The organism is Pseudomonas cyclaminis (genome assembly GCF_015163715.1).
Taxonomy (GTDB): domain Bacteria; phylum Pseudomonadota; class Gammaproteobacteria; order Pseudomonadales; family Pseudomonadaceae; genus Aquipseudomonas; species Aquipseudomonas cyclaminis.
Genome location: NZ_JADDUM010000037.1, coordinates 1 through 21,143 on the forward strand (window position 1 = coordinate 1; position 21,143 = coordinate 21,143).

General features: G+C 60.5%; 18 protein-coding genes. 15 read left to right on the forward strand and 3 right to left on the reverse strand.

The window, feature by feature from the left end; all coding sequences use genetic code 11:
• Window positions 1–21: 21 nt before the first annotated feature.
• Both IQK56_RS06170 and IQK56_RS06175 read right to left on the reverse strand, forming a co-directional pair.
• The gene (locus IQK56_RS06170) at window positions 22–450 is read right to left on the reverse strand and encodes a hypothetical protein (RefSeq protein ID WP_150676921.1); all 429 of its coding nucleotides are present in this window, start codon (window positions 448–450) and stop codon (window positions 22–24) included.
• A 76-nt stretch (window positions 451–526) separates the two neighbouring features.
• Window positions 527–1,423: a LysR substrate-binding domain-containing protein gene (locus IQK56_RS06175; RefSeq protein ID WP_193862686.1), complete on the reverse strand. Its 897-nt coding sequence runs from the start codon at window positions 1,421–1,423 to the stop codon at window positions 527–529.
• A 172-nt stretch (window positions 1,424–1,595) separates the two neighbouring features.
• On the opposite strand from IQK56_RS06175, the gene IQK56_RS06180 reads away from it, so the two are divergent.
• From IQK56_RS06180 to IQK56_RS06210, 7 genes are all read left to right on the forward strand, one after another.
• Entirely contained in the window at window positions 1,596–2,543 is a 948-nt protein-coding gene (locus IQK56_RS06180; protein WP_193862688.1) for a branched-chain amino acid ABC transporter permease, read from the forward strand.
• Window positions 2,540–3,625, forward strand: coding sequence for an ABC transporter permease subunit (locus IQK56_RS06185; RefSeq protein WP_193901600.1), 1,086 nt, complete (start codon window positions 2,540–2,542; stop codon window positions 3,623–3,625). The genes IQK56_RS06180 and IQK56_RS06185 overlap by 4 nt, the downstream gene beginning before the upstream one ends.
• The gene (locus tag IQK56_RS06190) at window positions 3,622–4,395 is read left to right on the forward strand and encodes an ABC transporter ATP-binding protein (protein WP_193862690.1); all 774 of its coding nucleotides are present in this window, start codon (window positions 3,622–3,624) and stop codon (window positions 4,393–4,395) included. The genes IQK56_RS06185 and IQK56_RS06190 overlap by 4 nt, the downstream gene beginning before the upstream one ends.
• On the forward strand, window positions 4,388–5,104 hold the full coding sequence (locus tag IQK56_RS06195; RefSeq protein ID WP_193862692.1) for an ABC transporter ATP-binding protein: 717 nt from the start codon (window positions 4,388–4,390) through the stop codon (window positions 5,102–5,104). Before IQK56_RS06190 ends, IQK56_RS06195 begins: the two co-directional genes overlap by 8 nt.
• A 72-nt stretch (window positions 5,105–5,176) precedes the next feature.
• Complete coding sequence (locus IQK56_RS06200) at window positions 5,177–6,316, forward strand: branched-chain amino acid ABC transporter substrate-binding protein (protein ID WP_193901602.1); 1,140 nt, start codon at window positions 5,177–5,179, stop codon at window positions 6,314–6,316.
• Window positions 6,317–6,390: 74 nt separating this feature from the next.
• Complete coding sequence (locus IQK56_RS06205) at window positions 6,391–6,873, forward strand: L-2-amino-thiazoline-4-carboxylic acid hydrolase (RefSeq protein WP_193862694.1); 483 nt, start codon at window positions 6,391–6,393, stop codon at window positions 6,871–6,873.
• Window positions 6,866–8,110, forward strand: coding sequence for a Zn-dependent hydrolase (locus IQK56_RS06210; RefSeq protein ID WP_193862696.1), 1,245 nt, complete (start codon window positions 6,866–6,868; stop codon window positions 8,108–8,110). The genes IQK56_RS06205 and IQK56_RS06210 overlap by 8 nt, the downstream gene beginning before the upstream one ends.
• Here IQK56_RS06210 and IQK56_RS06215 read toward each other — a convergent pair.
• Window positions 8,107–8,895, reverse strand: coding sequence for an AraC family transcriptional regulator (locus IQK56_RS06215; protein WP_193862698.1), 789 nt, complete (start codon window positions 8,893–8,895; stop codon window positions 8,107–8,109). The genes IQK56_RS06210 and IQK56_RS06215 overlap by 4 nt on opposite strands.
• 85 nt (window positions 8,896–8,980) lie before the next feature.
• On the opposite strand from IQK56_RS06215, the gene IQK56_RS06220 reads away from it, so the two are divergent.
• The 8 genes from IQK56_RS06220 to IQK56_RS06255 all read left to right on the forward strand — a co-directional run bounded on the left by IQK56_RS06220 (window position 8,981) and on the right by IQK56_RS06255 (window position 21,034).
• Window positions 8,981–9,979: a bile acid:sodium symporter family protein gene (locus IQK56_RS06220; RefSeq protein ID WP_150676919.1), complete on the forward strand. Its 999-nt coding sequence runs from the start codon at window positions 8,981–8,983 to the stop codon at window positions 9,977–9,979.
• A 126-nt stretch (window positions 9,980–10,105) separates the two neighbouring features.
• Complete coding sequence (locus tag IQK56_RS06225; protein ID WP_191629777.1) at window positions 10,106–11,314, forward strand: EAL domain-containing response regulator; 1,209 nt, start codon at window positions 10,106–10,108, stop codon at window positions 11,312–11,314.
• Between the two features lie 137 nt (window positions 11,315–11,451).
• Window positions 11,452–12,078, forward strand: a complete 627-nt coding sequence (locus IQK56_RS06230; protein ID WP_150676917.1) for a response regulator transcription factor — start codon at window positions 11,452–11,454, stop codon at window positions 12,076–12,078.
• Window positions 12,078–15,713, forward strand: coding sequence for an ATP-binding protein (locus IQK56_RS06235; protein ID WP_482827555.1), 3,636 nt, complete (start codon window positions 12,078–12,080; stop codon window positions 15,711–15,713). Before IQK56_RS06230 ends, IQK56_RS06235 begins: the two co-directional genes overlap by 1 nt.
• Before the next feature lie 256 nt (window positions 15,714–15,969).
• Window positions 15,970–16,512 (forward strand): fimbrial protein, encoded by a 543-nt coding sequence (locus IQK56_RS06240; protein WP_193862704.1) that lies wholly within the window; start codon window positions 15,970–15,972, stop codon window positions 16,510–16,512.
• 61 nt (window positions 16,513–16,573) lie between these two features.
• The gene (locus IQK56_RS06245) at window positions 16,574–17,314 is read left to right on the forward strand and encodes a fimbria/pilus periplasmic chaperone (protein ID WP_193862706.1); all 741 of its coding nucleotides are present in this window, start codon (window positions 16,574–16,576) and stop codon (window positions 17,312–17,314) included.
• Window positions 17,315–17,348: 34 nt separating this feature from the next.
• Window positions 17,349–19,946 carry a fimbria/pilus outer membrane usher protein gene (locus tag IQK56_RS06250; RefSeq protein ID WP_341869489.1) on the forward strand — a complete coding sequence of 866 codons (2,598 nt, stop codon included), beginning with the start codon at window positions 17,349–17,351 and terminating at the stop codon, window positions 19,944–19,946.
• A complete protein-coding gene (locus tag IQK56_RS06255; protein ID WP_193862708.1) occupies window positions 19,943–21,034 on the forward strand; it encodes a fimbrial protein in 1,092 nt (363 codons plus the stop codon). Before IQK56_RS06250 ends, IQK56_RS06255 begins: the two co-directional genes overlap by 4 nt.
• The last annotated feature ends 109 nt before the right edge of the window (window positions 21,035–21,143 follow it).

Sequence of the window (21,143 nt, forward strand, 5' to 3'; positions counted from 1 at the left end):
GGCAAGCCCGCTCACTACGGGTCAGGCCGCCTGCGGCTGAACCTGCAACTCACCCGCAATATCCTTGACCAGCCCACTGGCCAAAAACAGTGGCGCCAGGCGCTTGTGCAGTTGCGGCTCGACAAACTCCTTCACCGTCTCCAACGCCAGCGCCCCGCTCAGCGGCAGTTCCGCCTTGGTGTAGGACAACCATGCCTTCTTCAACGCCATCAGCACATCACTTCCCGCCGTGGAGGCAAAGCGGCGCTGGGTGGGTTTACCGTCGAAATTGAAGGTGTGCTGGAACTCATAACCGCTTTCATCGCTACCGCTGGCAACGCAGCGAATGCAAGTGCACGGGCCGTCACCGAACGCGCTGCGCAGGTAGGCATTGAAGTCCACCACGGGCTTGAGTGACAGGCGCTTATCGACCTCGAACAGGTCCCCGGTCATTTTTTCGTCAGTGTTCAACGTGCATTTCCTCGCAGGTCGGTGGCAGTTTTTCAAAGCGCGGCACAATAGCAGCCGGGTGACGTATGGAACAGCATTACCCCGCAATCAGGCTGCGCTTGATCCAGTCGTACAAGTCATTGCCCTCGCTCGACAACTCACTGTTGGCGCGCCGGCACAGGTAGTACTGGCGGCCATCATTGACCTGCAGATCGAACAACTTCACCAACTCACCACTGGCCACATGGGGGGCCACCAGCGGTTCGCGCAACAACGCGCAGCCGAGGCCGGTGAGGGTGGCGGTAAGCGCCAGTTGGCCATCTTCCAGCAGCAAACCATTCAAGGCGGTGGCGTCGAACTCGGCGGCCTCGAACCATTGGCCCCAAGTGCCGCGTTCTTCGTCGTGCAACAGTGGCAGTTGGCTCAGGGCCTCGGGGGTGTCGATGGGGCCGTGTTGTGCCAGGAATGCGCGGCTGCAATAAGGCGTTACTGCACCGCAGATCAACGGTTCACTGTGATAACCCGGCCAGTGCCCGGTGCCGAAGCGAATCGACAGGTCGGCCGCGTCGCTGGGGTAGCTGCGGTGGTTGGCGTAGGTCACGTTGATGTCCAGCGCCGGGTGATCTTTCAGAAACGTCGCCAGGCGCGGGATAAACAGATTGATGCCGAACAAGGGAATCAGGCTGATGGTGACCTGGCGCGTGGCGCTTTTCTCACGCACGTGTTCGGTGGCGCTGCGCAGCACTGCGAAAGCCGAGCGGATAGCGCGGTAGTACTCGCGGCCTTCATCGGTCAGCACTAGGTTGCGGCCCTGGCGCAGGGTCAGCGGCTGCTGCAGGAAATCTTCCAGCAAGTGCAGTTGATGGCTGATGGCCGAGGCGGACACGTCCAGCTCCCGCGCGGCGGCATTGACCCCGCCATGGCGCGCAAAGGCTTCGAAGGTGCGCACGGCGCGCAGGGGAGGGTCATTGGCTAATTGTTCTGATTTATTCATGTATTGAATTAAATACCAAGTTTAATGGCAGATAAAGAGTCATAAATGCCGTATTTTCGGCGTTTATGTCGTTTTTTTAGTTTGATATAACCATATTACTTTCTGATATTTGATAAAAACAGAATAGATGCTTAGTGTGCCGCCCCTGTACGCACTGAGGTCGATGGTTTTCATGGATGGGTTTATCCAACAACTGCTCAACGGTTTGATGACGGGCAGTCTCTACGCGCTGGTGGCCCTGGGTTACACCATGGTCTACGGCATTTTGCGCATCATCAACTTTGCCCACGGCGATGTGCTGATGATCGGCGCGCTGGTGGGATTGTCGGTGATTCGCCTGGTGCAGGCGACGTGGCCGGCCTTGCCGCCGGTGTTCGTGTTGCTGTGCGCCACGCTGGTGGCTATGGCGTTTTGTGCGGTGTTGGCGGTGGTAATCGAGCGCGTGGCCTATCGGCGCTTGCGCCACGCCCCGCGCCTGGCGCCGTTGATCAGCGGTATTGGCGTGTCCTTGCTGCTGCAAACCATCGCCATGCTGGTGTGGACCCGCAACCCGCAAATGTTCCCGCAGTTGCTGCCGCTGGAGCCCATTGAAGTGCTGGCCGGTGCCTCCGAGCACCCGGCAATCACCCATGTCACCGCACTCACCACGATTGCCATCGCGCTGTCGGTGATGGCCGCGTTGCTGGTGCTGGTGGAGCGCACCCGCTTTGGTCGTGCCATGCGCGCCGTGGCAGAAAACCCTCAGGTCGCCAGCCTGATGGGGATCAACCCCAATCGCATCATCGTCATCACCTTTGCCATCGGCGGCGCCTTGGCGGCGTTGGCCGGGATCATGATGGCCAGCAACTACGGCAGCGCGCATTTCTACATGGGCTTCTTGCCGGGCATCAAAGCCTTCACCGCAGCGGTGCTGGGCGGTATCGGCAACCTCAAGGGCGCCATGCTCGGCGGCCTGTTGCTGGGGCTGATCGAAGCCCTGGGCACCGGCTACCTCGGCGCCGCCACCAATGGCGTGTTCGGCAGTAATTACCAGGATGTGTTCGCCTTTATTGTGCTGATCGCGGTGCTGGTGTTCCGGCCTTCCGGGCTGTTGGGCGAACGTCTGGCGACCCGCGCATGATCAAGTCACTGACGACCAATCAACGCGCCAGCCTGGGGTTGTTGCTGTTTGCCGTGGCCCTGGTGCTTGCGCCGTGGATCGTCGGGCACGCTGGCGGCAACACATGGGTGCGCACCCTCGATTTCGCCCTTCTGTACATCATGCTCGCCCTCGGGCTGAACATCGTGGTCGGGTATGCGGGGCTGCTGGACATGGGCTTTATCGCGTTCTACGCGGTGGGTGCCTACCTGGCTGCGTTGCTGTCATCGCCTCATCTGCTGCAACAGTTCCCGGCGCTGCTGGCGCTGTTGCCGGCGGGCATGCACACCTCGATCTGGCTGATCCTGCCGTTGGGCGCCTTGCTGGCGGCGGGGTGCGGCGTGGTATTGGGGGCCCCGACCTTGCGCCTGCGCGGTGATTACCTGGCCATCGTCACCCTGGGGTTTGGCGAGATCATTCGTATCCTGCTGCGCAACCTCGATCGGCCGGTGAACATCACCAATGGCCCCAAAGGTATTTCACAGGTCGACCCGGTCAGCCTGTTTGGCCTGAACCTGGGCCGCACCCAAGAGCTGTTCGGCCTGCGCCTGCCTTCGGTGTATCTCTATTACTACCTGTTCGCCGCGCTGGTGGTGCTGATCCTGTTGGCCTGCATCCGCCTGGAGCGTTCGCGCATCGGCCGCGCTTGGGTGGCGATTCGTGAGGACGAACAAGCAGCCCAGGCCATGGGCGTGAATACCGTGCGCCTCAAGCTGTTGGCGTTTGCCATTGGTGCGGCGTTCGGCGGGGTGAGCGGGGCGTTGTTTGCCTCGTTCCAGGGGTTTGTGTCGCCGGAGTCTTTCACCCTCAACGAGTCCATTGCCGTGCTGGCGATGGTCGTGCTGGGCGGCATGGGGCATATCCCCGGTGTGATTCTCGGTTGCGTGCTGCTGGCGGCCTTGCCCGAAGCCTTGCGCGCGAGCATGGGGCCGTTGCAGCAGGCGCTGTTCGGCCAGGTGCTGGTGGACCCGGAAGTCATCCGCCAACTGTTCTACGGCTTGGCATTGATCCTGGCGATGCTGTACCGGCCCGCCGGGTTGTGGCCCAAAGGAGTGGCACGATGAACGCACCGTTGTTGCAGATCGACAACGTCAACAAGCGGTTCGGTGGCGTGGCTGCGCTGACCGACGTAAGCCTGAGCATTCAGCCCGGCGAGATCTACGGGCTGATCGGCCCGAATGGCGCAGGCAAGACCACCTTCTTCAATGTGATGACCGGCCTCTATACGCCAGACTCCGGACGCTTCCAGCTCGGTGGCTGCGAGTACCAGCCCACCAGCGTGCACCAGGTTGCCCAAGCGGGGATCGCCCGCACGTTCCAGAATATCCGCCTGTTCAACGCAATGAGTGCCCTGGAAAACGTCATGGTCGGGCGCCACGTGCGTACCCGCAATGGCCTGTGGGCCGCCTTGAGCCAACATCGCCGGGCCCGTGAGGAAGAGGCGCAAACCCGCGCCCACGCCCATCGCCTGCTGGCGTATGTGGGCCTGGCCGGCTTTGCCAACTACCGGGCCGACAGCCTGAGTTACGGCCACCAACGCCGCCTGGAAATCGCCCGTGCCTTGGCCACCGAGCCGCGTCTGTTGGCCCTGGACGAGCCGGCGGCCGGCATGAACGCCAGTGAGAAAGTGCAACTGCGCGGCCTGCTGGAAAAAATCCGCGACGACGGCCACACGCTGTTGTTGATCGAGCATGACGTCAAGCTGGTGATGGGCGTGTGCGACCGCATCAGCGTGCTTGATTACGGCCGTGTGATTGCCGTGGGGCCACCTTCGCAGGTGCGCCAGCATCCGGCCGTGATCCAGGCCTACCTGGGAGCCAGTGCCCATGTCTGAACTTCTGTTGCAGATCGACGGATTGCAGGTGCGCTACGGCGCCATCGAGGCCGTCAAATCTCTGGACCTGCATATCGCTGAAGGCGAGCGCGTCACCCTGATCGGGGCCAACGGTGCCGGCAAGACATCAAGTCTCAAGGCCTTGACCGGTCTGCTCCCGGTGGCCGGCGGCGAGATCCGTTTTGCCGGCCGCTCGGTTCGCGGCCAGGCACCTGACCAATTGCTGCGCCAGGGGATCGTCATGGTGCCGGAAGGGCGCGGCATTTTTGCGCGCATGAGCGTGCTGGAAAACCTCCAGGCCGGAGCCTTTCTGCGCCGCGATAACGCGCAGGTGCAACGTGAAATGCGCCAGCTGTTCGAGCACTTCCCTCGCCTGCAAGAGCGCCTGCAACAGTCCGCCGGCCTGCTCTCGGGCGGCGAACAACAGATGCTCGCCCTGGCCCGTGCACTGCTGTCGCGCCCGCGTTTGCTGATCCTTGATGAGCCGTCCATGGGCCTGGCGCCGATCATGGTCGAGAAGATTTTCCAAGTGATCGACGACGTGTGCCGCCAGGGCATGACCCTGTTGCTGGTAGAGCAAAACGCACGGCTGGCGTTGCAAGTGACTGACCGTGCCTACGTGATGGACACCGGGCGCATCAGCCTCACCGGCGCTTCCAAGGATTTGCTGGATGACCCCGAGGTGCGCAGTGCCTACCTCGGTGAATGAATTAACTAACCCCAAGACGCTACCGGACGCCCGGCGTGTTCCGACCCGCCCGAAAAGAAGCAGGAACCTCTCATGACGACTATCAAGAACACCGCATTGATCGCCCTGGCCCTGAGCAGCCTGGCCAGCGCCGTGGCCCAAGCCGACCAGACCGTGCTGATCGGCCTGGCAGGTCCGTTGACCGGCCCTTCGGCACGTATTGGCAAAGACCTGGAGAACGGTGCGCAACTGGCCATCGACCAGGCTAACGCCAAGCACCCGAAGATCAAGGGTGAAGCCGTGACCTTCAAACTGGTTTCCGAAGACGACCAGTCCGACCCGCGCACTGCCGTGACCGTCGCCCAGCGCCTGGTGGATGAAGGCGTGGTCGGCGTGGTCGGGCATTGGAACACCGGCACCAGCATCCCGGCGGCGCGGGTCTACCACGACGCCGGTATCGCCCAGGTGGCACCGGTGGCCACGGGGCACGCCTACACCCAGCAGGGGTTTGACACCAGTTTTCGCATCATGGGCCATGACGACGACGGTGGTCAGGTGGCCGGCGACTACGCGTTGAAGACCCTCAAAGCCCAGCGTATCGCCGTGATCGACGACCGCACCGCCTTTGGCCAGGGCCTGGCGGACCAGTTCGTCAAATCCATCGAAGCCGGGGGGGCCAAGGTGGTGGCCCGCGAATACGTGGACGACAAGACCATCGACTTCAGCGCCGTGCTCACCAATATCCGCAGCCAGAACCCGGACCTGATCTTCTTCGGCGGTGTGGATGCCCAAGCCGCACCGCTGGCGCGACGCATCAAACAGCTGGGTATCAAGGCACCGTTGATGGGCGCCGGTGGTTTTGTCAGCCAGACCTTCCTGCAACTGGCGCAGAACGAAGGCGAAGGCGTGATTGCCTTGGAGCCGGGCTTGGCGATTACGCAAATGCCCGGTGGCAAAGCGTTCGAGCAGGCCTATAAAGAACGCTACAAAACCAACATCGAACTGCATGCCCCGTTTGCCTATGACGGCGTCGGTGTGCTGGTGGCGGCCATTGAAAAGGCGGATTCAGTCGACCCGCAAAAGTACCTGCCGGTGCTGCGCGCCATCCGCTATGCGGGCGTGACCGGCACGATTGCGTTCGATGCCGAGGGCAACCTGAAGCAGCCGTCGTTCACCGTGTACCAAGTCAAAGCCAATCAATGGCAGCCGGTGAGTGTGGCGGGCGGCAACTAGTCGCTCACCACAAAGAGCGCGGTGACCACAGCGGTCGTTTTGAATACATTTTGTGGAGCTGATGGAGGCACACAATGAGCAAACTGGAAGGTGAACTGGGCATTCTCGCCCGGCGGCGTATCGAAGCCGAGATCATCAAACCGATCTACGAGATCCTCAAGCGCGAGCAAGGCAAGCACTTTGCCGCATCTGTGATCGGCGAGGCCGTGGGCAACGCGGCGATCCAGGCCGGCAAGCATTTTGCCGCGCTGGCAGAGCAGGGTGCCGACCTCAAGAGCTTTGTCGAACTGCAAGTGCTGTGGGAGAAGGATGACGCGCTCAAGGTCGAGATCATCGCCAGCGATGCCGAGCACTATGACTACGACGTCAAACGTTGCCGCTACGCCGAGATGTACACCGAGATGGGCCTGGGCGAAATCGGCCATCTGCTCTCGTGCAACCGTGACGAGCTGTTCATCGTCGGCTACAACCCGGACATCGAATTGACCCGCACCCAGACCATCATGGGCGGCGCGCACCACTGCGACTTCCGTTATCGGGCGAAACCTCATGAGTAATTTGGCGCGGGTAAACGGCGAACGCCTGTGGGCTTCGTTGATGGAGATGGCGCAGATCGGCGCCACCGAGAAAGGCGGCGTCTCGCGCCTGGCGCTTACCGATGAGGACCGTCGCGGTCGCGACCTGTTCGTGCAGTGGTGCACCGCGGCCGGTTGTAGCATTCGCGTGGATGCCATGGGCAATATCTTCGCTCGGCGCGCCGGGCGCCAGGACCATCTGGCCCCGGTACTGACCGGCTCCCATGGCGACTCCCAGCCGTTCGGCGGCAAGTACGACGGCATTTATGGCGTGCTCGCGGGCCTGGAAGTGCTGCGTACCCTCAATGACCTCGGCATCCAGACCGAGCGGCCAATCGAAGTGGTCAACTGGACCAACGAAGAAGGCTCGCGCTTCGCCCCGGCGATGATTTCATCGGGCGTCTACGCCGGTGTGTTTGACCTTGAGTACGGCCTGTCCCGCGAAGACAAGGCGGGCGTAACCATCGGGCAAGCATTGCAGCAGATCGGCTACGCCGGGCCCCATCCAGTCGGCGGCCAGGCGGTGCATGCGGCCTTTGAACTGCATATCGAACAGGGGCCGATCCTGGAAGCCCAAGGCATCACCATCGGCGTGGTCACCGGTGCCCAGGGGCAGCGCTGGTACGAAGTGGAACTGACGGGGCGCAGCGCCCACGCAGGCACCACCCCGATGGACCATCGCCTGGATGCACTGCTCGGTTTTGCCCGTGTGGTCGAGGCCGTCAACGGGCTTGGCCTGGAGCAGGGCGCCGAGGGCCGGGCCACGGTAGGCATGGCGAATATATTCCCCAACTCGCGCAATGTGGTGCCGGGGCGAGTGTTTTTCAGCGTCGAATTCCGCCACCCGGACGAGGCGGTGCTGGCCCGCCAGGACCAGCAATTGCGCGACGCCGTGGCACGCATCGCCGACGGTGTGGGCCTGCAGCACAGCGTGAAGCAAATCTTCAAGTACGCGCCGATTGCCTTCGATGCGGGGTGCGTGGAGGTGGTGCGCGCTTCGGCTGAGGCGTTGGGCTACAGCCATCGGCCGATGATTTCCGGTGCAGGGCATGACGCGTGCTACCTGAACCAGGTGGCGCCGACGGCGATGATCTTCGTACCGTGCGTGGATGGCCTTAGCCACAACGAAGCGGAGGAAATTTCCCCCGCGTGGTCGACGGCGGGCGCGGATGTGTTGCTCCAGGCCATCCTGGCCAAGGCCCTGCACATTGCCAGTTAAGGGAAGAACTCACCCGGCGTCGCATCGAACTGCTGCCGAAACGCATTGATAAACGCCGACGTCGATTCATACCCACAGCCCAGCGCCACATCCGTCACGCGCTCGCCTTGTTCCAGGGCGGGCAGTGCGCTCAGCAGGCGCAGACGCTGGCGCCAGGCGCGGAAGGTCAGGCCGGTGTCCTTCAAGAACAAGCGGCTGAGGGTCTTTTCGCTGACCCCCAGTTTTTCGCTCCAGTGCCCCAAGGTGGTCTGTTGTTCCGGGCGCAGGTTCAGGCTGCGGTAGATCTGGCGCAAACGCGGGTCGAGGGGCAGGGGCAGCATCAAGTCCACGTGGGGCGCGGCGGCGAGTTGGTCAAGGACTACTTGGGCCAGGCGCCCATCGGGACCGTCCTCGGCATACTCCACCGGCAGTTCACTGAAGCTGCGGATCAATTCGCGCAGCAGGCTGCTCACCTCCAGCACATGGCAAAGCTGCGAGGCCCAGGCGGTCACACTGCAATCCAGATACAGGCTGCGCATTTCGGTGTGGGGCGAGCTGTACACCCGGTGCGGCATGCCCGCCGGAATCCACACCGCCCGCTGCGGCGGCGCGACAAAACGGCCGGCGCTGGTCTGGATCTCCAGCACCCCGGAAATCGCGTAGGACAACTGCACCCACGGGTGACTGTGGCGTCGGGTCAATGCGCGATTGGGCAAGGATTCAGTACGCCCATACACCGGCCGCGGCAGGCTGGACAGCCCGGGGATACTGCGGCGCACGGTCTTGTCATGTCCTTTAGGCGGCATTTACTGGCTCATTGGCGTTAGTCGGTAACAAGCCGTTACGTTAGAGTCGCGGTGACGCTCTTTGCAACCCCTGGAAGATCCGCTTATGACTCGCCCCCGTTTTCTGCCCGACAACTTCACCCTGACCCTGATCGCCACGGTGATCCTCGCGTCCTTGCTGCCTGCCAGCGGCCAGACCGCCGTGGCTTTCGGCTGGGTCACCAACCTGGCTATCGCGCTGCTGTTTTTCCTGCACGGCGCCAAGCTGTCGCGCCAGGCCATCGTCGCCGGTGCCGGCCATTGGCGCCTGCACCTGCTGGTGTTCAGCCTGACCTTCGTGCTGTTCCCCTTGCTGGGCCTGGCGCTCAAGCCGGTGCTGTCGCCGCTGATCGGCAAAGACCTGTACATGGGCATGCTTTACCTTTGCGCCTTGCCGGCCACCGTGCAATCGGCAATTGCCTTCACCTCATTGGCGCGGGGCAATATCCCCGCGGCGATTTGCAGCGCGGCGGCGTCGAGCCTGTTCGGTATCTTCCTGACGCCGTTGCTGGTGACGTTGTTGCTTAATGTGCACGGTGAGGGCAGCTCCACCCTCGACGCAATCCTGAAAATCAGCGTGCAGTTGCTGCTGCCATTTATTGCAGGGCAAATCGCGCGCCGCTGGATCGGCGAATGGGTCGGGCGCAACAAAGCCTGGCTGAAATTTGTCGATCAGGGCTCGATCCTGCTGGTGGTCTACGGCGCGTTCAGCGAGGCGGTCAATGAAGGCATCTGGCACCAGATCCCGCTGTGGGAACTGGGTGGTCTGGTGGTCGCCTGCTGCGTGCTGCTGGCCTTGGTGCTGGTGGCTTCCAGCGTGCTGGGCAAGGCGTTCGGCTTCAGTCAGGAGGACCGCATCACCATTTTGTTCTGCGGCTCGAAGAAAAGTCTCGCGACCGGCGTACCCATGGCCCAGGTGCTGTTTGCCGGGGCGAGCATGGGCGTGTTGATCCTGCCATTGATGCTGTTTCACCAGATTCAATTGATGGTCTGTGCGGCGTTGGCGCAGCGGTACGCAAACCGGCCGGAGAGCATTCCCGAGTTGATGGGGCGGGTGGAGCCTTAATAGGTTTACCGGGTTGCAGGGTTTGCCTGGGAAATTTCCTACAACTCGACAGGATGCTTCCTTTTCAAGTTCGGACTTTGGCAGGTCACTATGACCTCCTTCGCTCTTGCAAGGAGGTTGAAAAGCATGGCTCATCCCAGCATCCTGGTTTTGGTAAGCCAACGATTTCAGCGCAGCGTGCTGATCAAGATGCTTGATCGGCTGGGCGTGCCGAACGTGCTGCACGCTTGTGATAGCGAACAGGCCATGGCGCAATTGCATGCCTGCGGTGGGGTCGACATCGTGCTCTGTGACTTGGCTGACAGCAGCCTTGATTGTCTGATGTTCCTGCAAAGCGCCAGGCAGGCAGGCCTGGTGCGTGCCGTGGCCTTTTGCAGTGAGCTAAATGCCGAATTAAGTCGGGCTTTGGCCCAATTACGCAGGCTATGCGGTCTGCAGTTACTTGGTGTAGTGAGCCAGCCGTTGCAGTTGTGCGCCCTGCAGCATCTTTTGCGCTCCTATTCTCAGCGCTACCCGTCGTTGGCGAGCCCCTCAGCCCCTGAGACCTTATTTCCCGAGCACGAGATTCGCCAAGGCCTGGCACTGGGGGAATTTCGTGCCTGGTTCCAGCCTAAGTTCATGCTCGGTAGTGGGCATCTGGCAGGGGTAGAGGTGTTAGTGCGTTGGGAGCACCCGGGGCGGGGCGTGCTGTTACCTGCGCAGTTCCTGGCAGCGATACTTGCCTACGATTTGATCGACCAGATGTTCATGCAACTGCTGGAGCAAGGCCTGAACCTTCTGGGGGGGCTGCGCCGCCAGCAGACGCCGCTCGAATTGGCGTATAACCTTCACGCTTCGCAATTGCTCAATAATGGGTTGTTTGGGGATATCCAGCGTGCGTTGCTGCGCCACGACCTTCCCGGCTCCACGTTGTTGTTCGAGCTGGCGGAAAACGGCCTGCTGGATATTTCACCGCGAATCCACGATAACCTGCTGCGTTTGCGGATGTTGGGTTGCGGTTTGTCCATTGACGATTTTGGCAGCGGTTTTTCGTCGCTCAAGCTGCTTTGCCAGCTACCCTTCAATCAACTCAAGCTCGACGGCCAGTTTGTCCGCCACCTGGAGGAACCGCTCGGTCGGGCCATGGTGGCGAGCACGCTGGCACTCGCAAAATCGCTGCACATGAGTCTAGTGATCGAGGGCATCGGCACTCAACGCATCCATGAAGGTGTACTGGCCCTGGGGTGTGAAATCGGTCAGGGCTTTTACCTCGCACGGCCTATGGCAGGTCATCAACTGCTTGTGTGGCTTGAGGCCCACGCCAAGCGGCAGTGTGCGACATTGGGCAGCCCCTGAGCTACCCAAGATATTTCCTGCGCATGAACCACACTCGTGTAGTTTGAGCCGCGTATTGATCGGACCGGTTTTCCAGTGTTTCAGGCGATGGGCACATGCTTCATCGTCCTTTGCAGGTGTATCTGCCAGAGGTAGCTATGTTTAAAGCGATAGTTGTGGACGATCATCCTTTTATTCGATCTTCGGTCAAGATGCTCTTGAAGCACGAGCATTTCGATGTCGTCGGCGAAGCAGACAACGGGGCAGACGCGGTGCAGATGGCACGGGAGCACGAACCTGACCTGATCGTGCTGGATATCGCGATGCCCAAGCTGGACGGTCTGGAAGTTATTGCGCGGATCTTCGCATTGGGTCTCAAGTGCAAGATCCTGGTGTTGACGTCCCAATCGCCGCTGTTTTATTCGATGCGCTGCATGAAAGCCGGCGCAGCGGGTTACATCTCCAAAACCAATGACCTGGATGAGCTGGTCAAGGCAATCAAGGCAATCATGAGCGGGTACACCTTCTTTCCGAACCTGGCAGACAGTTCAGTGCGCCGCACTGATGTCCAAAAGACTGACTTGGAGTTGATCCAGCGCCTTTCTGACCGTGAGCTGACGATTTTGCAACAGTTGTCCCAAGGCTTCAGCAACAAGCAGATCGGCGACTCAATGCTGCTCAGCAACAAGACTGTCAGCACTTACAAAACGCGCTTGATCGAAAAGCTCAACGTGAAGTCGGTGGTTTACCTCGCCGACTTTGCGAAACGTAATAACCTGATCTGATGAGCCTTTTCTTGCGCACATGGATGGCAGTATTGGCAGTTGGCATGGCGCTGAACGGTGCTGCCCAAGCGGACTCGCAGGTGGGCACGTTTCAGGTGTTGGGCCGCTCGCATGTCGATGGTTACAGGGCCGGGCTGAACGAGGCGGACTGGAGCTGGCTGCGCAGCAAGGGTGTATTGATCCTGGGCGATTCCAACCCCGACTATGCGCCTCTGGGCATGGTCAGCAATGACCGGGACTACGAGGGCGTGACCGCCGACTATGCGCAGCTATTGAGCGAGCTGCTGCGCGTTCGGGTGGAGGTACGCCGATATGCCACGCGTGCCGAGGTGATCGATGCGCTCAAGCGAGCAGAGGTGGATTTTCTGGGCATCGCCAACGGCTACGAAGCCGCCGACGCAAGCCTGCTGCGTTCGACTGCCTATGCCCAGGACATGCCGGCGTTGGTGACGCGCTTGGGTGACAGCTCTGGGCTACCGCCGGACCTGGCAGGCAAGAAGATTGCGATGTTGTATCACTACCTTTCACCTGAAGCGGTAAAGGCGTTTTACCCTAAAGCCAGTTTGCAATTGTTCCCCTCGACATTAAGCGCCATTGGTGCGGTGGCTTTTGGCAGTGCCGATGTGTACCTGGGCGATGCATTGAGCGCCAACTTTCTGATCAACAAGAACTATCTGAACAATGTGCAATTGGCTGACTTCTCCCAGATAGAGGCCAGCAACTTCTCGTTCGCCATGACCGAGGACAATACGCGGATGCAGCGCGTGCTCAACAGTGCGCTGGCGGCAATTCCGGTCAGTGAACACATGAATATCCAGCGCCGCTGGAGTGCTGGCGGCAGCAGTATGCCCGGTCGTACGGCGTTACATTTCAGCGCCAGTGAGCAACGCTGGATGGATGCACATCCATTGGTGCGGGTCGCGATTGACGACAGTTTCCTGCCGTTGTCGTTTTTCAATCAGGACGGCGAGTTTCGTGGCATCAGTGCCGACGTGCTGGCGAAGGTCTCACTGCGTACCGGCTTAACGTTTGAGGTGCAGCGCGCGGTGTCGGTGACAGACATGCTGGCGCAAATTCGTACCGACAAAGCCGACCTGCTGATTACGCTGACGCCCAGCACCGACCGTGAGGGGGTGTTGCGCTTTACACGGCCCTACCTCAATACATCTTATGTGCTGGTCAGCGGCACCGATCCTTCCAGCCCGAGCACCCTGGACGACATGGCAGGCAAGCGGCTGGCGGTGATACATGGCAATCCGGTGCGGGACTTCGTGATCGAGCACTATCCCAAGATTGTGTTGGTGGAGGCGAGTAACGCCCAGGCAGTGATGGCGATGGTGGCCAATGGCAAAGCGGATGCGGGGGTCAATTCGCTGATCATTGCCCGCTACATGATCTCGCATCAGTACCGCGATCAGCTACGTATTACCAGCACCGTGGGCACGCAACTGGCGCGCACGGCGTTTGCCACCCCTCGCGGCGCCCTGGAACTGTACTCAATCCTGGAAAAAGCCTTGCTCAGCATTCCTCCCGAAGAGCTGGATGAGGTCACCAACCGCTGGCGCAGCGAGATTGCCGTGGATGACAGCTACTGGCTGCGCAACCGCACAGTGATCATCCAAGGGTTTGCCCTGGCGGCCGTGTTGTTGCTGGTCGCGATTGCCTGGATTACCCATCTGCGCAGACTCATGCGCAAGCGCAGGCAGGCTGAAATTGCCTTGAATGACCAGCTGGAATTCATGCGGGTATTGATCGACGGCACACCGCACCCGATCTACGTGCGTGATCGTCAAGGGCGCTTGATGGTGTGTAACAGCGGCTACCTGAGTGTGTTTGGCGTAGACCGCGAAGCCGTCATCGGCAAGACCGTGATGGACGGCGTGCTCAGCAACCCCAATGAGGCGTTCGGTTACCATCAGGATTATTTGCAGGCGATGGAAGACGGGGTCCCGCGTGTGCAGGACCGCAGCCTGACGATGGGCTCGGGCAAGGTATTGATGATCTATCACTGGATGTTGCCGTACCGGGGGAGCGACGGTGAGGTCAACGGCATGATAGGCGGCTGGATTGATATCAGCGAACGTCAGCACCTGTTGGAAGCCCTGCGGGATGCCAAGGACCATGCAGACGATGCCAGTCGCGCCAAGACCACCTTTCTGGCCACCATGAGTCATGAGATCCGCACGCCCATGAACGCGATCATCGGCATGCTGGAACTGGCGCAGAAAAAAGCCGATCAAGGCTACATGGACCGCGTCTCCATCGACGTGGCGGCCAATGCCGCCCACGGCTTGCTGGACTTGATCGGTGACATCCTCGACATCGCCCGTATCGAGTCCGGCCGGCTGTCCCTGGCGCCGGAGCGGGCCAATCTGCTGGAACTGATTGAGTCAGTGGCGCGCATCTTCGAGGGGTTGGCGCGGCAAAAACAATTGCGGTTGATCCTCGACCTGGACACCACCCTCAACTGCCAGGTGCTTGTGGACCCGTTGCGGTTCAAGCAAATCGTCTCCAACTTGGTGAGCAACGCGATCAAGTTTACTGACGTGGGGCATGTGCGACTGCGGGTCAGCACCGAACCGACCGGCAATGGGGAACGGTTGGCGGTCTGCCTGCGGGTCGAGGACAGTGGCAGTGGCATTTCCCTTGACGATCAGCAACGGCTGTTCACCCCCTTCAGTCAGGCCGGTAGACATGCGCAGTCGGCGCGCAGTGGCTCGGGCCTGGGGCTGATGATCAGTCGCACGCTGTGCGAGATGATGGGCGGGACCCTGACGTTGAGCAGCGTGTCAGGGCAGGGCACCCAGGTGGAGGTTCGTATTGATTTGCCAACCCTTGAACCGGTTGATGTGCCCCCGATACCCTCTGCGCCGCTCCTGCAGGCTGCCCATGCGCTGAATGTCTTAGTGATCGATGATTACCCGGCCAATCGTTTGTTGTTGTCCCAGCAACTGAGTTTCCTGGGGCACCGCGTAAGCGACGCCGCAGACGGTGCCCATGGCTTGCGTGCCTGGCGCAACCAGCATTTCGATGTGGTGATTACCGACTGCAGCATGCCGATCATGAACGGTTACGAACTGACCCGTGCAATACGCGATGAAGAGCGCAGCAGGGGATCCGCACCCGGGATGATCTTGGGGTTGACGGCCAATGCTCAGCCTGAGGAGCGGGCTCGTTGCCTTGAGGCTGGCATGGACGATTGCCTGTTCAAGCCCATCAGCCTCAGTGATCTGAGCGCACGATTGACGTCTGTGGTGCCCGCCGTCGTCATTCCAGCGGATCCGGGACCGTCACCGACTATCGAAGGCATCGACCTGACCAGTCTCGAACAGCTCAGCCGTGGTGACACCGTTGCCATCCGCGGCCTGCTGCAAGACTTGGCGACCAGCAACGCCCAGGATATGACTCGGTTGATCCAGTTGTTTACCCAGCACGACCTGACTGGGTTGAGCGATCTGGCGCATCGCGTCAAGGGCGGCGCAAGGATCATCCAGGCCTCATGGTTGATTGAGTGTTGCGAGGTGCTGGAAGTGGGTTGCAAAGGGTTGAACTCAGCGGTGCTGACTGAAGCGGTGGATGCGTTGCAGCAAGCCATGGAGTTGCTGGAGCAACGGTTGGAGATTTACTTGAACTGAGGCTCCACGCACGCTGAAAAAAGCCGCATCCACGATGCGGCTTTTTTTCGGGCGTATGAACGTCGCGCCTTAAATTGTGAGTAGGAATTTTCCTACATGTCAGAGGGATGTGTACTACAGGATCGGGGTGCGATTCACCGGAAGATGCACTCGTCGCACAAGACATGTGTTTTGTTCGCTGGTCATCCGCTTCAGCGTTTGGCAGCCCAACAAGGCTTGGCGACGGTGTTCATAACCTTCCTTCTGGAGCAGTACCATGAAAGTTCAAGCACTCACCCTCGCCGCCGTGTTTTGCGCAACCGGCGCCCAGTTCGCCAATGCGGCTGATGGCACCATCAATTTTGCCGGCGAACTGGTCAGCCAGACCTGCACTATTTCCGTTGGCGGTGTGGTCAGCCCGGCTGTCGCTACCGTAACGCTGCCGACCATTTCCAACAGCTTGCTTGACGCCGCCGGCAAGACCGAAGGCCGTACCGGTTTTGATGTCACCTTGAGTGGTTGCACGGGTACGGCAACCACCGCGGCTGCGTTCTTCAACGCCGGCGCCACCGTCGATCCGGCCACCGGCAACCTGAAGAACACGACCGGCACCGCTACCCTCGTGCAGCTGCAATTGATCGACGCGGTGACAGACGCTGTCATCCAGGCAGGTAACACCAACCAAAAGACCAAAACTTCCCGTAACACCCTTGCTTCCGGCGGTGTGCGTATGGATTACGCCGTGCAGTACTACGCGACCGGGGCGGCGACCTCCGGCACAGTGCTCAGCTCCGTGACCTATAACATCGACTACAACTAAGCCGCTTTCACGTCAGCGCACCGGGATCCGGTGCGCCGATGTGTGGCGGGCGAGGAGTGTTATGCCGTACGTGAAAAAAGCTCGTTTCAGTGTTTGGTTGATTCTGGTCTCGCTGGTCTGCTCCCAGGCCGTTGCCGGTGTAGTGATCACCGGGACTCGCCTGGTGTATCCGGCAAGTCAGCAGGAAATCACGGTCAAACTCAACAATAACGGGCTCAAGCCAGCACTCGTGCAGGCATGGGTCGATACCGGGGATGTGCAGTCCAGCCCTACCAGTTCCAAGGCGCCGTTTGTGCTCTCGCCGCCGGTCTCCCGTATTGATCCGAACAAAGGCCAAAGCCTGCGCCTGATGTTTACCGGCGCTTCCTTGCCGGCCAATAAAGAGTCGGTGTTCTGGTTCAACATTCTGGAGATACCACCCAAAGCCGAAGGCCCGGTGGAAATGAATGTGCTGCAAATGGCCTTTCGGTCCCGGATCAAGATTTTCTACCGCCCCGACAACCTGCCAGGCTCGGCCAGCGACGCGCCGCCACAAGTGGAGTGGAAAGTGGTTGCCGACGCCGCAGGCTATGCCTTGCGAGCCTTCAACCCAACGGCTTATCACGTATCCCTGGTGGAGTTGACGTTGGTGGCCGGCACCCAGCGTTACGAGGCCGGCGGCGGTATGGTCGGCCCGGGTGAGAGCACCGTGTTTGCCTTGCCTGCTCTGAAGTCACCGCCGGGCGTTTCGGCACAGGTTGAGTTCAACGCGATCAACGATTACGGCGCCATTGTGCCGACCCGCCAGCCGCTCAAGCCCTGATCTTCACGCGACCGTTTCTGCGCACGAGTAACTTATGACGACTATTCCACGCCTGGCCGAGCGCCCTCAGGTGCGCCCTCGTTTTGCCTTCAATCCAGTGACCGCAATGCTGATCAAAGCCCTGGCCATGTTGCCGGGTGTGATGATCGCTCAAGGGGTGTGGGCCGAAGACGTACAGTTCAACGATGCTTTTTTGCCCGCAGGCTCCCGCAGCCTGGACCTGACTCCCTACGAGAAAGGCAACCCGGTCCTGCCCGGCGAGTATCGCGCAGACATGGCGATCAACGGCAAGCTTGTCACTCGTCAGGATATTCGAATCAATGCGGCCCAGGACGGTAGCAATCCGATGGTCTGCTTCAACCGAAGCATGTTGGAACTGCTGGGTGTGGATATGCACAAGCTGTCGCCTGAAGCCTTGGCGAGCCTGGAAAGCGGGGCACCGTGCCTGGACATTGGCCTGTTGATCGACAGTGCCACTGCCAGTTTCTCGCCGTCGACGCAATTGCTGGACATCAGCATTCCGCAAATCGCCTTGCGTCGTGATGCCAGGGGTTATGTCAGCCCGGAGCTCTGGGACCGTGGCGTCACCGCCGGCACCCTGAGCTACACCTTCAATGGCAACCACAACAGAACCGACTTCGGTAATTACGACTCGGCTTATCTGGGGCTGAACGCCGGCTTGAACCTGGGCGACTGGCGCTTGCGCCATAACGGCTCGATGAGCTGGCAGAAGGAAGCGGGGCAAAACTACCAGACCCTCAATACCTATGCACAGCGTGATGTCACGAGCCTGCGCAGCCAACTCACCGTGGGCGAATCCAATACCAGTGGCGAGATTTTCGACACCCTGGCGTATCGCGGTGTGCAACTGGGCACGGACGATCGCATGTTGCCTGAGTCACAGCGCGGTTATGCGCCCGTGATCCGGGGTATTGCCCGCACCGGAGCACGGGTTGCGGTCCGCCAGGCAGGCAATCTGCTTTATGAAACCACGGTGGCGCCTGGGGCCTTTGTGATTGATGACCTGTATTCCACCGGCTACGGCGGCGACCTGGACGTGACCGTTTATGAAGCCGATGGCAGTGAACAACGCTTTATCGTGCCTTACGCCGCTGCGGCGCAATTGCTGCGTCCAGGCACTTCACGCTATAGCGTCACGGCCGGTGAGACCCGCAACAACTTCACCTCAAGCCAGGCCAGGTTGGTGCAGGGCACCTATCAGTTGGGCTTGAGCAATATCTTCACCGGCTATACCGGCGGCCAAGCCAGCGACGATTACCGTTCGCTGCTGGGTGGCTTGGCATTCAGTACGCCGATCGGCGCCATGTCGATAGACGTGACCCAGGCCCAGACCCAGTTCAAAGGCGGCCAGGACAGCGGCCAAAGTGTGCGCATGAGTTACAGCAAAAATATTCTGAGCACCGGCAGTAACTTTGCCGTGGCGGCAACACGCTTCTCCACGGAAAAATACCTCGACTTCAGTGGCGCCACGCTGTTGCTGGATGCTGAGCGCAACGGTATCGACACCAGCCTCTATGCCCGGCCACGCAGCCGCTTGTCCCTTAGCGCCAACCAGAGTCTGGGGCCTTGGGGGCAGGTGGCATTCAGCGGGTTCTCGCAAGACTACTGGAACCAGCCGGGGCGGGATGTGCAGTACCAGTTCAGCTACAACAAGCAGGCCGGACGGATCAGTTATGGCGTGAGTGCCAATCGCAGCCGAGTCGGCTTGGGGGAGATGGATAACAGCCTGTTATTCACTGTGAGCATGCCGCTGGAGTTTGGTTCTTCCACCAACCAGCCGCAATTGTCGATGCGTGTATTGCGCGACACCAACAGCCAATACAGCCAACAAGCGACCCTCAGCGGCAGCGCCGGCGTGGATCGCCAGTACAGCTACAGCCTGACCGGCGGCCATGAAGGAGCCACCAACTCTAACAGCACGTCGGTCAACGGCCAGTACACCGGGCCCAAAGCCATGGTCGGTGCGACGGTCAGCCGTGGCGAGGGTTATGACAGCCTGTCCCTGAATGCCAGTGGCAGTGTGGTCGCTCACCCTAACGGCGTGACGTTCACGCCTTATCGCGGTGAAACCCTGGCGGTGGTCACTGCCGAAGGCGCTGAGGGGGCCAAAGTGGTTGGCTTCCCTGGTCTCAAGCTCGACGGCCGGGGTAATGCGGTGGTGCCGTACCTGCGCCCTTATGAGCTGAACGAGGTCGCCATTGACCCGATAGGCACCTCGCTGAACGTCGAACTCAATGAGACCAGCCAGCAAGTAGCGCCGCGCGCCGGTGCAGTGGTGGCCCTCAAGTACGGCACCCGCAATGGCCAGGCCCTGCTGCTCAACGTGACCCTGAGCGATGGCAGCCCGCTACCGTTCGGCGCCAGCGTGATGGATGACCGTGGCGTGTCGGTAGGGGTGGTCGGGCAGGGCGGGCAATTGTATGCACGGGTCAAGGACGGTGCCCGCAGACTCTTGATCAACTGGGGTAGTCAGGCCAGTCAGCAATGTGCATTGCCATTGCCTCCCGGCACCAGCGATGGCAAGCAACTGCGACAGGTAGATGCGGTGTGTTCAGTCGGTCAATCAGATAATCGCGTTGCTTCTGTGAGCAGTGCAGGAGAGCAAAAATGATGGTGTTTAAACGTGTATTCACAGTGGCCGCGTTGTCACTGGTAGCGGGCGCAGCGATGGCTGAGTGCAATTACTTAACCCCCGCCGGCAGTCTGGTTCGCACCCAGCCGTTGTTGGGTGGCAACCTGACGGTGGGCCGCGATGTGCCCTTGGGTGCGGAGATCTATCGGCAAACCTTCACGTCGTCGGCCAACTTCACGATCAGTTGTTCGGCCGGCATTTATAACATTGAGACGCGACGCTCGTTGCCTGTCACGCCTTTGCCGTTGTCCAACTGGGCTGGGACACCCTATGGCGGTCACGTGTATCAGACCGGGGTGCCCGGAATCGGCGTGGCCCTTTGGTATGCGGGCAACGCCATGCCTTTTTCCCTGAACACCACCAATTGTGGCGGCGGGACGAATGCGTGCAACGTGAATATTACCGGCCCTCTGGCCTTTGACATGTCATTCATAAAAATCGGTGACGTCTCTCCCGGGACGATACAGGGCTCATCCTTGCCGACCATGACCCAGTCTCGCGTCAGCAGCAATAACCTGGAGGTTCAACGCGTCAACTTTTCCGGCAGCATCAACATCGTGTCGCGCACCTGTTCCACACCGGACGTCAACGTGCCGATGGGCAGCCATATGCTCAACGCGTTCTCCGGTCTTAATTCCTTTACGCCGTGGAAAGATTATTCCATCGCGCTGAACAATTGCCCGGCGTTCAACGGGTATTACCAGACCACCGGCCCTCGTTGGGCCAGTGACGGCACGGCCAGCAACCTCGACTCGCGCAAGAATAACGTGCTGCAAGTGCGCCTCGATCCAACCCGCACGCCGCTCAATGCCGCCCTGGGCATCCTGAGCCTGAACCCCAGTGCTCCCGGCAATGATCCCGCCGCCACGGGCGTGGGTGTCCAAGTGGCTGACAATGCGGGCACGCCAATGCCGCTGGCCACGTTGCGCGCCAGTGGCATCACCACGCGCGCCCAGGAAGGAGCCAGCTACAGCATTGCGCTGAAGGCCCGCTACATTCAGACCGCAAGCAGCGTCACTGCCGGCCCGGCGAATGCCACGGCCACGTTCACCATCAATTACTACTGAGCCCCTGGAGGGTGTTCGAAAACTTCCTCAAGACTTCGGAGGTTTTCACGCAAATTGTCCTGATCAATTGCGCACCTTCATGCCTCCTATTAGCCCGCGAGAGTGCCGT

Excerpts from the sequence above, each read along its gene's own strand:
- IQK56_RS06175 (WP_193862686.1), bottom strand. The coding sequence starts at position 1,423 with ATGAATAAATCAGAACAATTAGCCAATGACCCTCCCCTGCGCGCCGTG.
- IQK56_RS06180 (WP_193862688.1), top strand. The coding sequence starts at position 1,596 with ATGGATGGGTTTATCCAACAACTGCTCAACGGTTTGATGACGGGCAGT.
- IQK56_RS06185 (WP_193901600.1), top strand. The coding sequence starts at position 2,540 with ATGATCAAGTCACTGACGACCAATCAACGCGCCAGCCTGGGGTTGTTG.
- IQK56_RS06190 (WP_193862690.1), top strand. The coding sequence starts at position 3,622 with ATGAACGCACCGTTGTTGCAGATCGACAACGTCAACAAGCGGTTCGGT.
- IQK56_RS06195 (WP_193862692.1), top strand. The coding sequence starts at position 4,388 with ATGTCTGAACTTCTGTTGCAGATCGACGGATTGCAGGTGCGCTACGGC.
- IQK56_RS06200 (WP_193901602.1), top strand. The coding sequence starts at position 5,177 with ATGACGACTATCAAGAACACCGCATTGATCGCCCTGGCCCTGAGCAGC.
- IQK56_RS06205 (WP_193862694.1), top strand. The coding sequence starts at position 6,391 with ATGAGCAAACTGGAAGGTGAACTGGGCATTCTCGCCCGGCGGCGTATC.
- IQK56_RS06210 (WP_193862696.1), top strand. The coding sequence starts at position 6,866 with ATGAGTAATTTGGCGCGGGTAAACGGCGAACGCCTGTGGGCTTCGTTG.
- IQK56_RS06215 (WP_193862698.1), bottom strand. The coding sequence starts at position 8,895 with ATGCCGCCTAAAGGACATGACAAGACCGTGCGCCGCAGTATCCCCGGG.
- IQK56_RS06220 (WP_150676919.1), top strand. The coding sequence starts at position 8,981 with ATGACTCGCCCCCGTTTTCTGCCCGACAACTTCACCCTGACCCTGATC.
- IQK56_RS06225 (WP_191629777.1), top strand. The coding sequence starts at position 10,106 with ATGGCTCATCCCAGCATCCTGGTTTTGGTAAGCCAACGATTTCAGCGC.
- IQK56_RS06230 (WP_150676917.1), top strand. The coding sequence starts at position 11,452 with ATGTTTAAAGCGATAGTTGTGGACGATCATCCTTTTATTCGATCTTCG.
- IQK56_RS06235 (WP_482827555.1), top strand. The coding sequence starts at position 12,078 with ATGAGCCTTTTCTTGCGCACATGGATGGCAGTATTGGCAGTTGGCATG.
- IQK56_RS06240 (WP_193862704.1), top strand. The coding sequence starts at position 15,970 with ATGAAAGTTCAAGCACTCACCCTCGCCGCCGTGTTTTGCGCAACCGGC.
- IQK56_RS06245 (WP_193862706.1), top strand. The coding sequence starts at position 16,574 with ATGCCGTACGTGAAAAAAGCTCGTTTCAGTGTTTGGTTGATTCTGGTC.
- IQK56_RS06250 (WP_341869489.1), top strand. The coding sequence starts at position 17,349 with ATGACGACTATTCCACGCCTGGCCGAGCGCCCTCAGGTGCGCCCTCGT.
- IQK56_RS06255 (WP_193862708.1), top strand. The coding sequence starts at position 19,943 with ATGATGGTGTTTAAACGTGTATTCACAGTGGCCGCGTTGTCACTGGTA.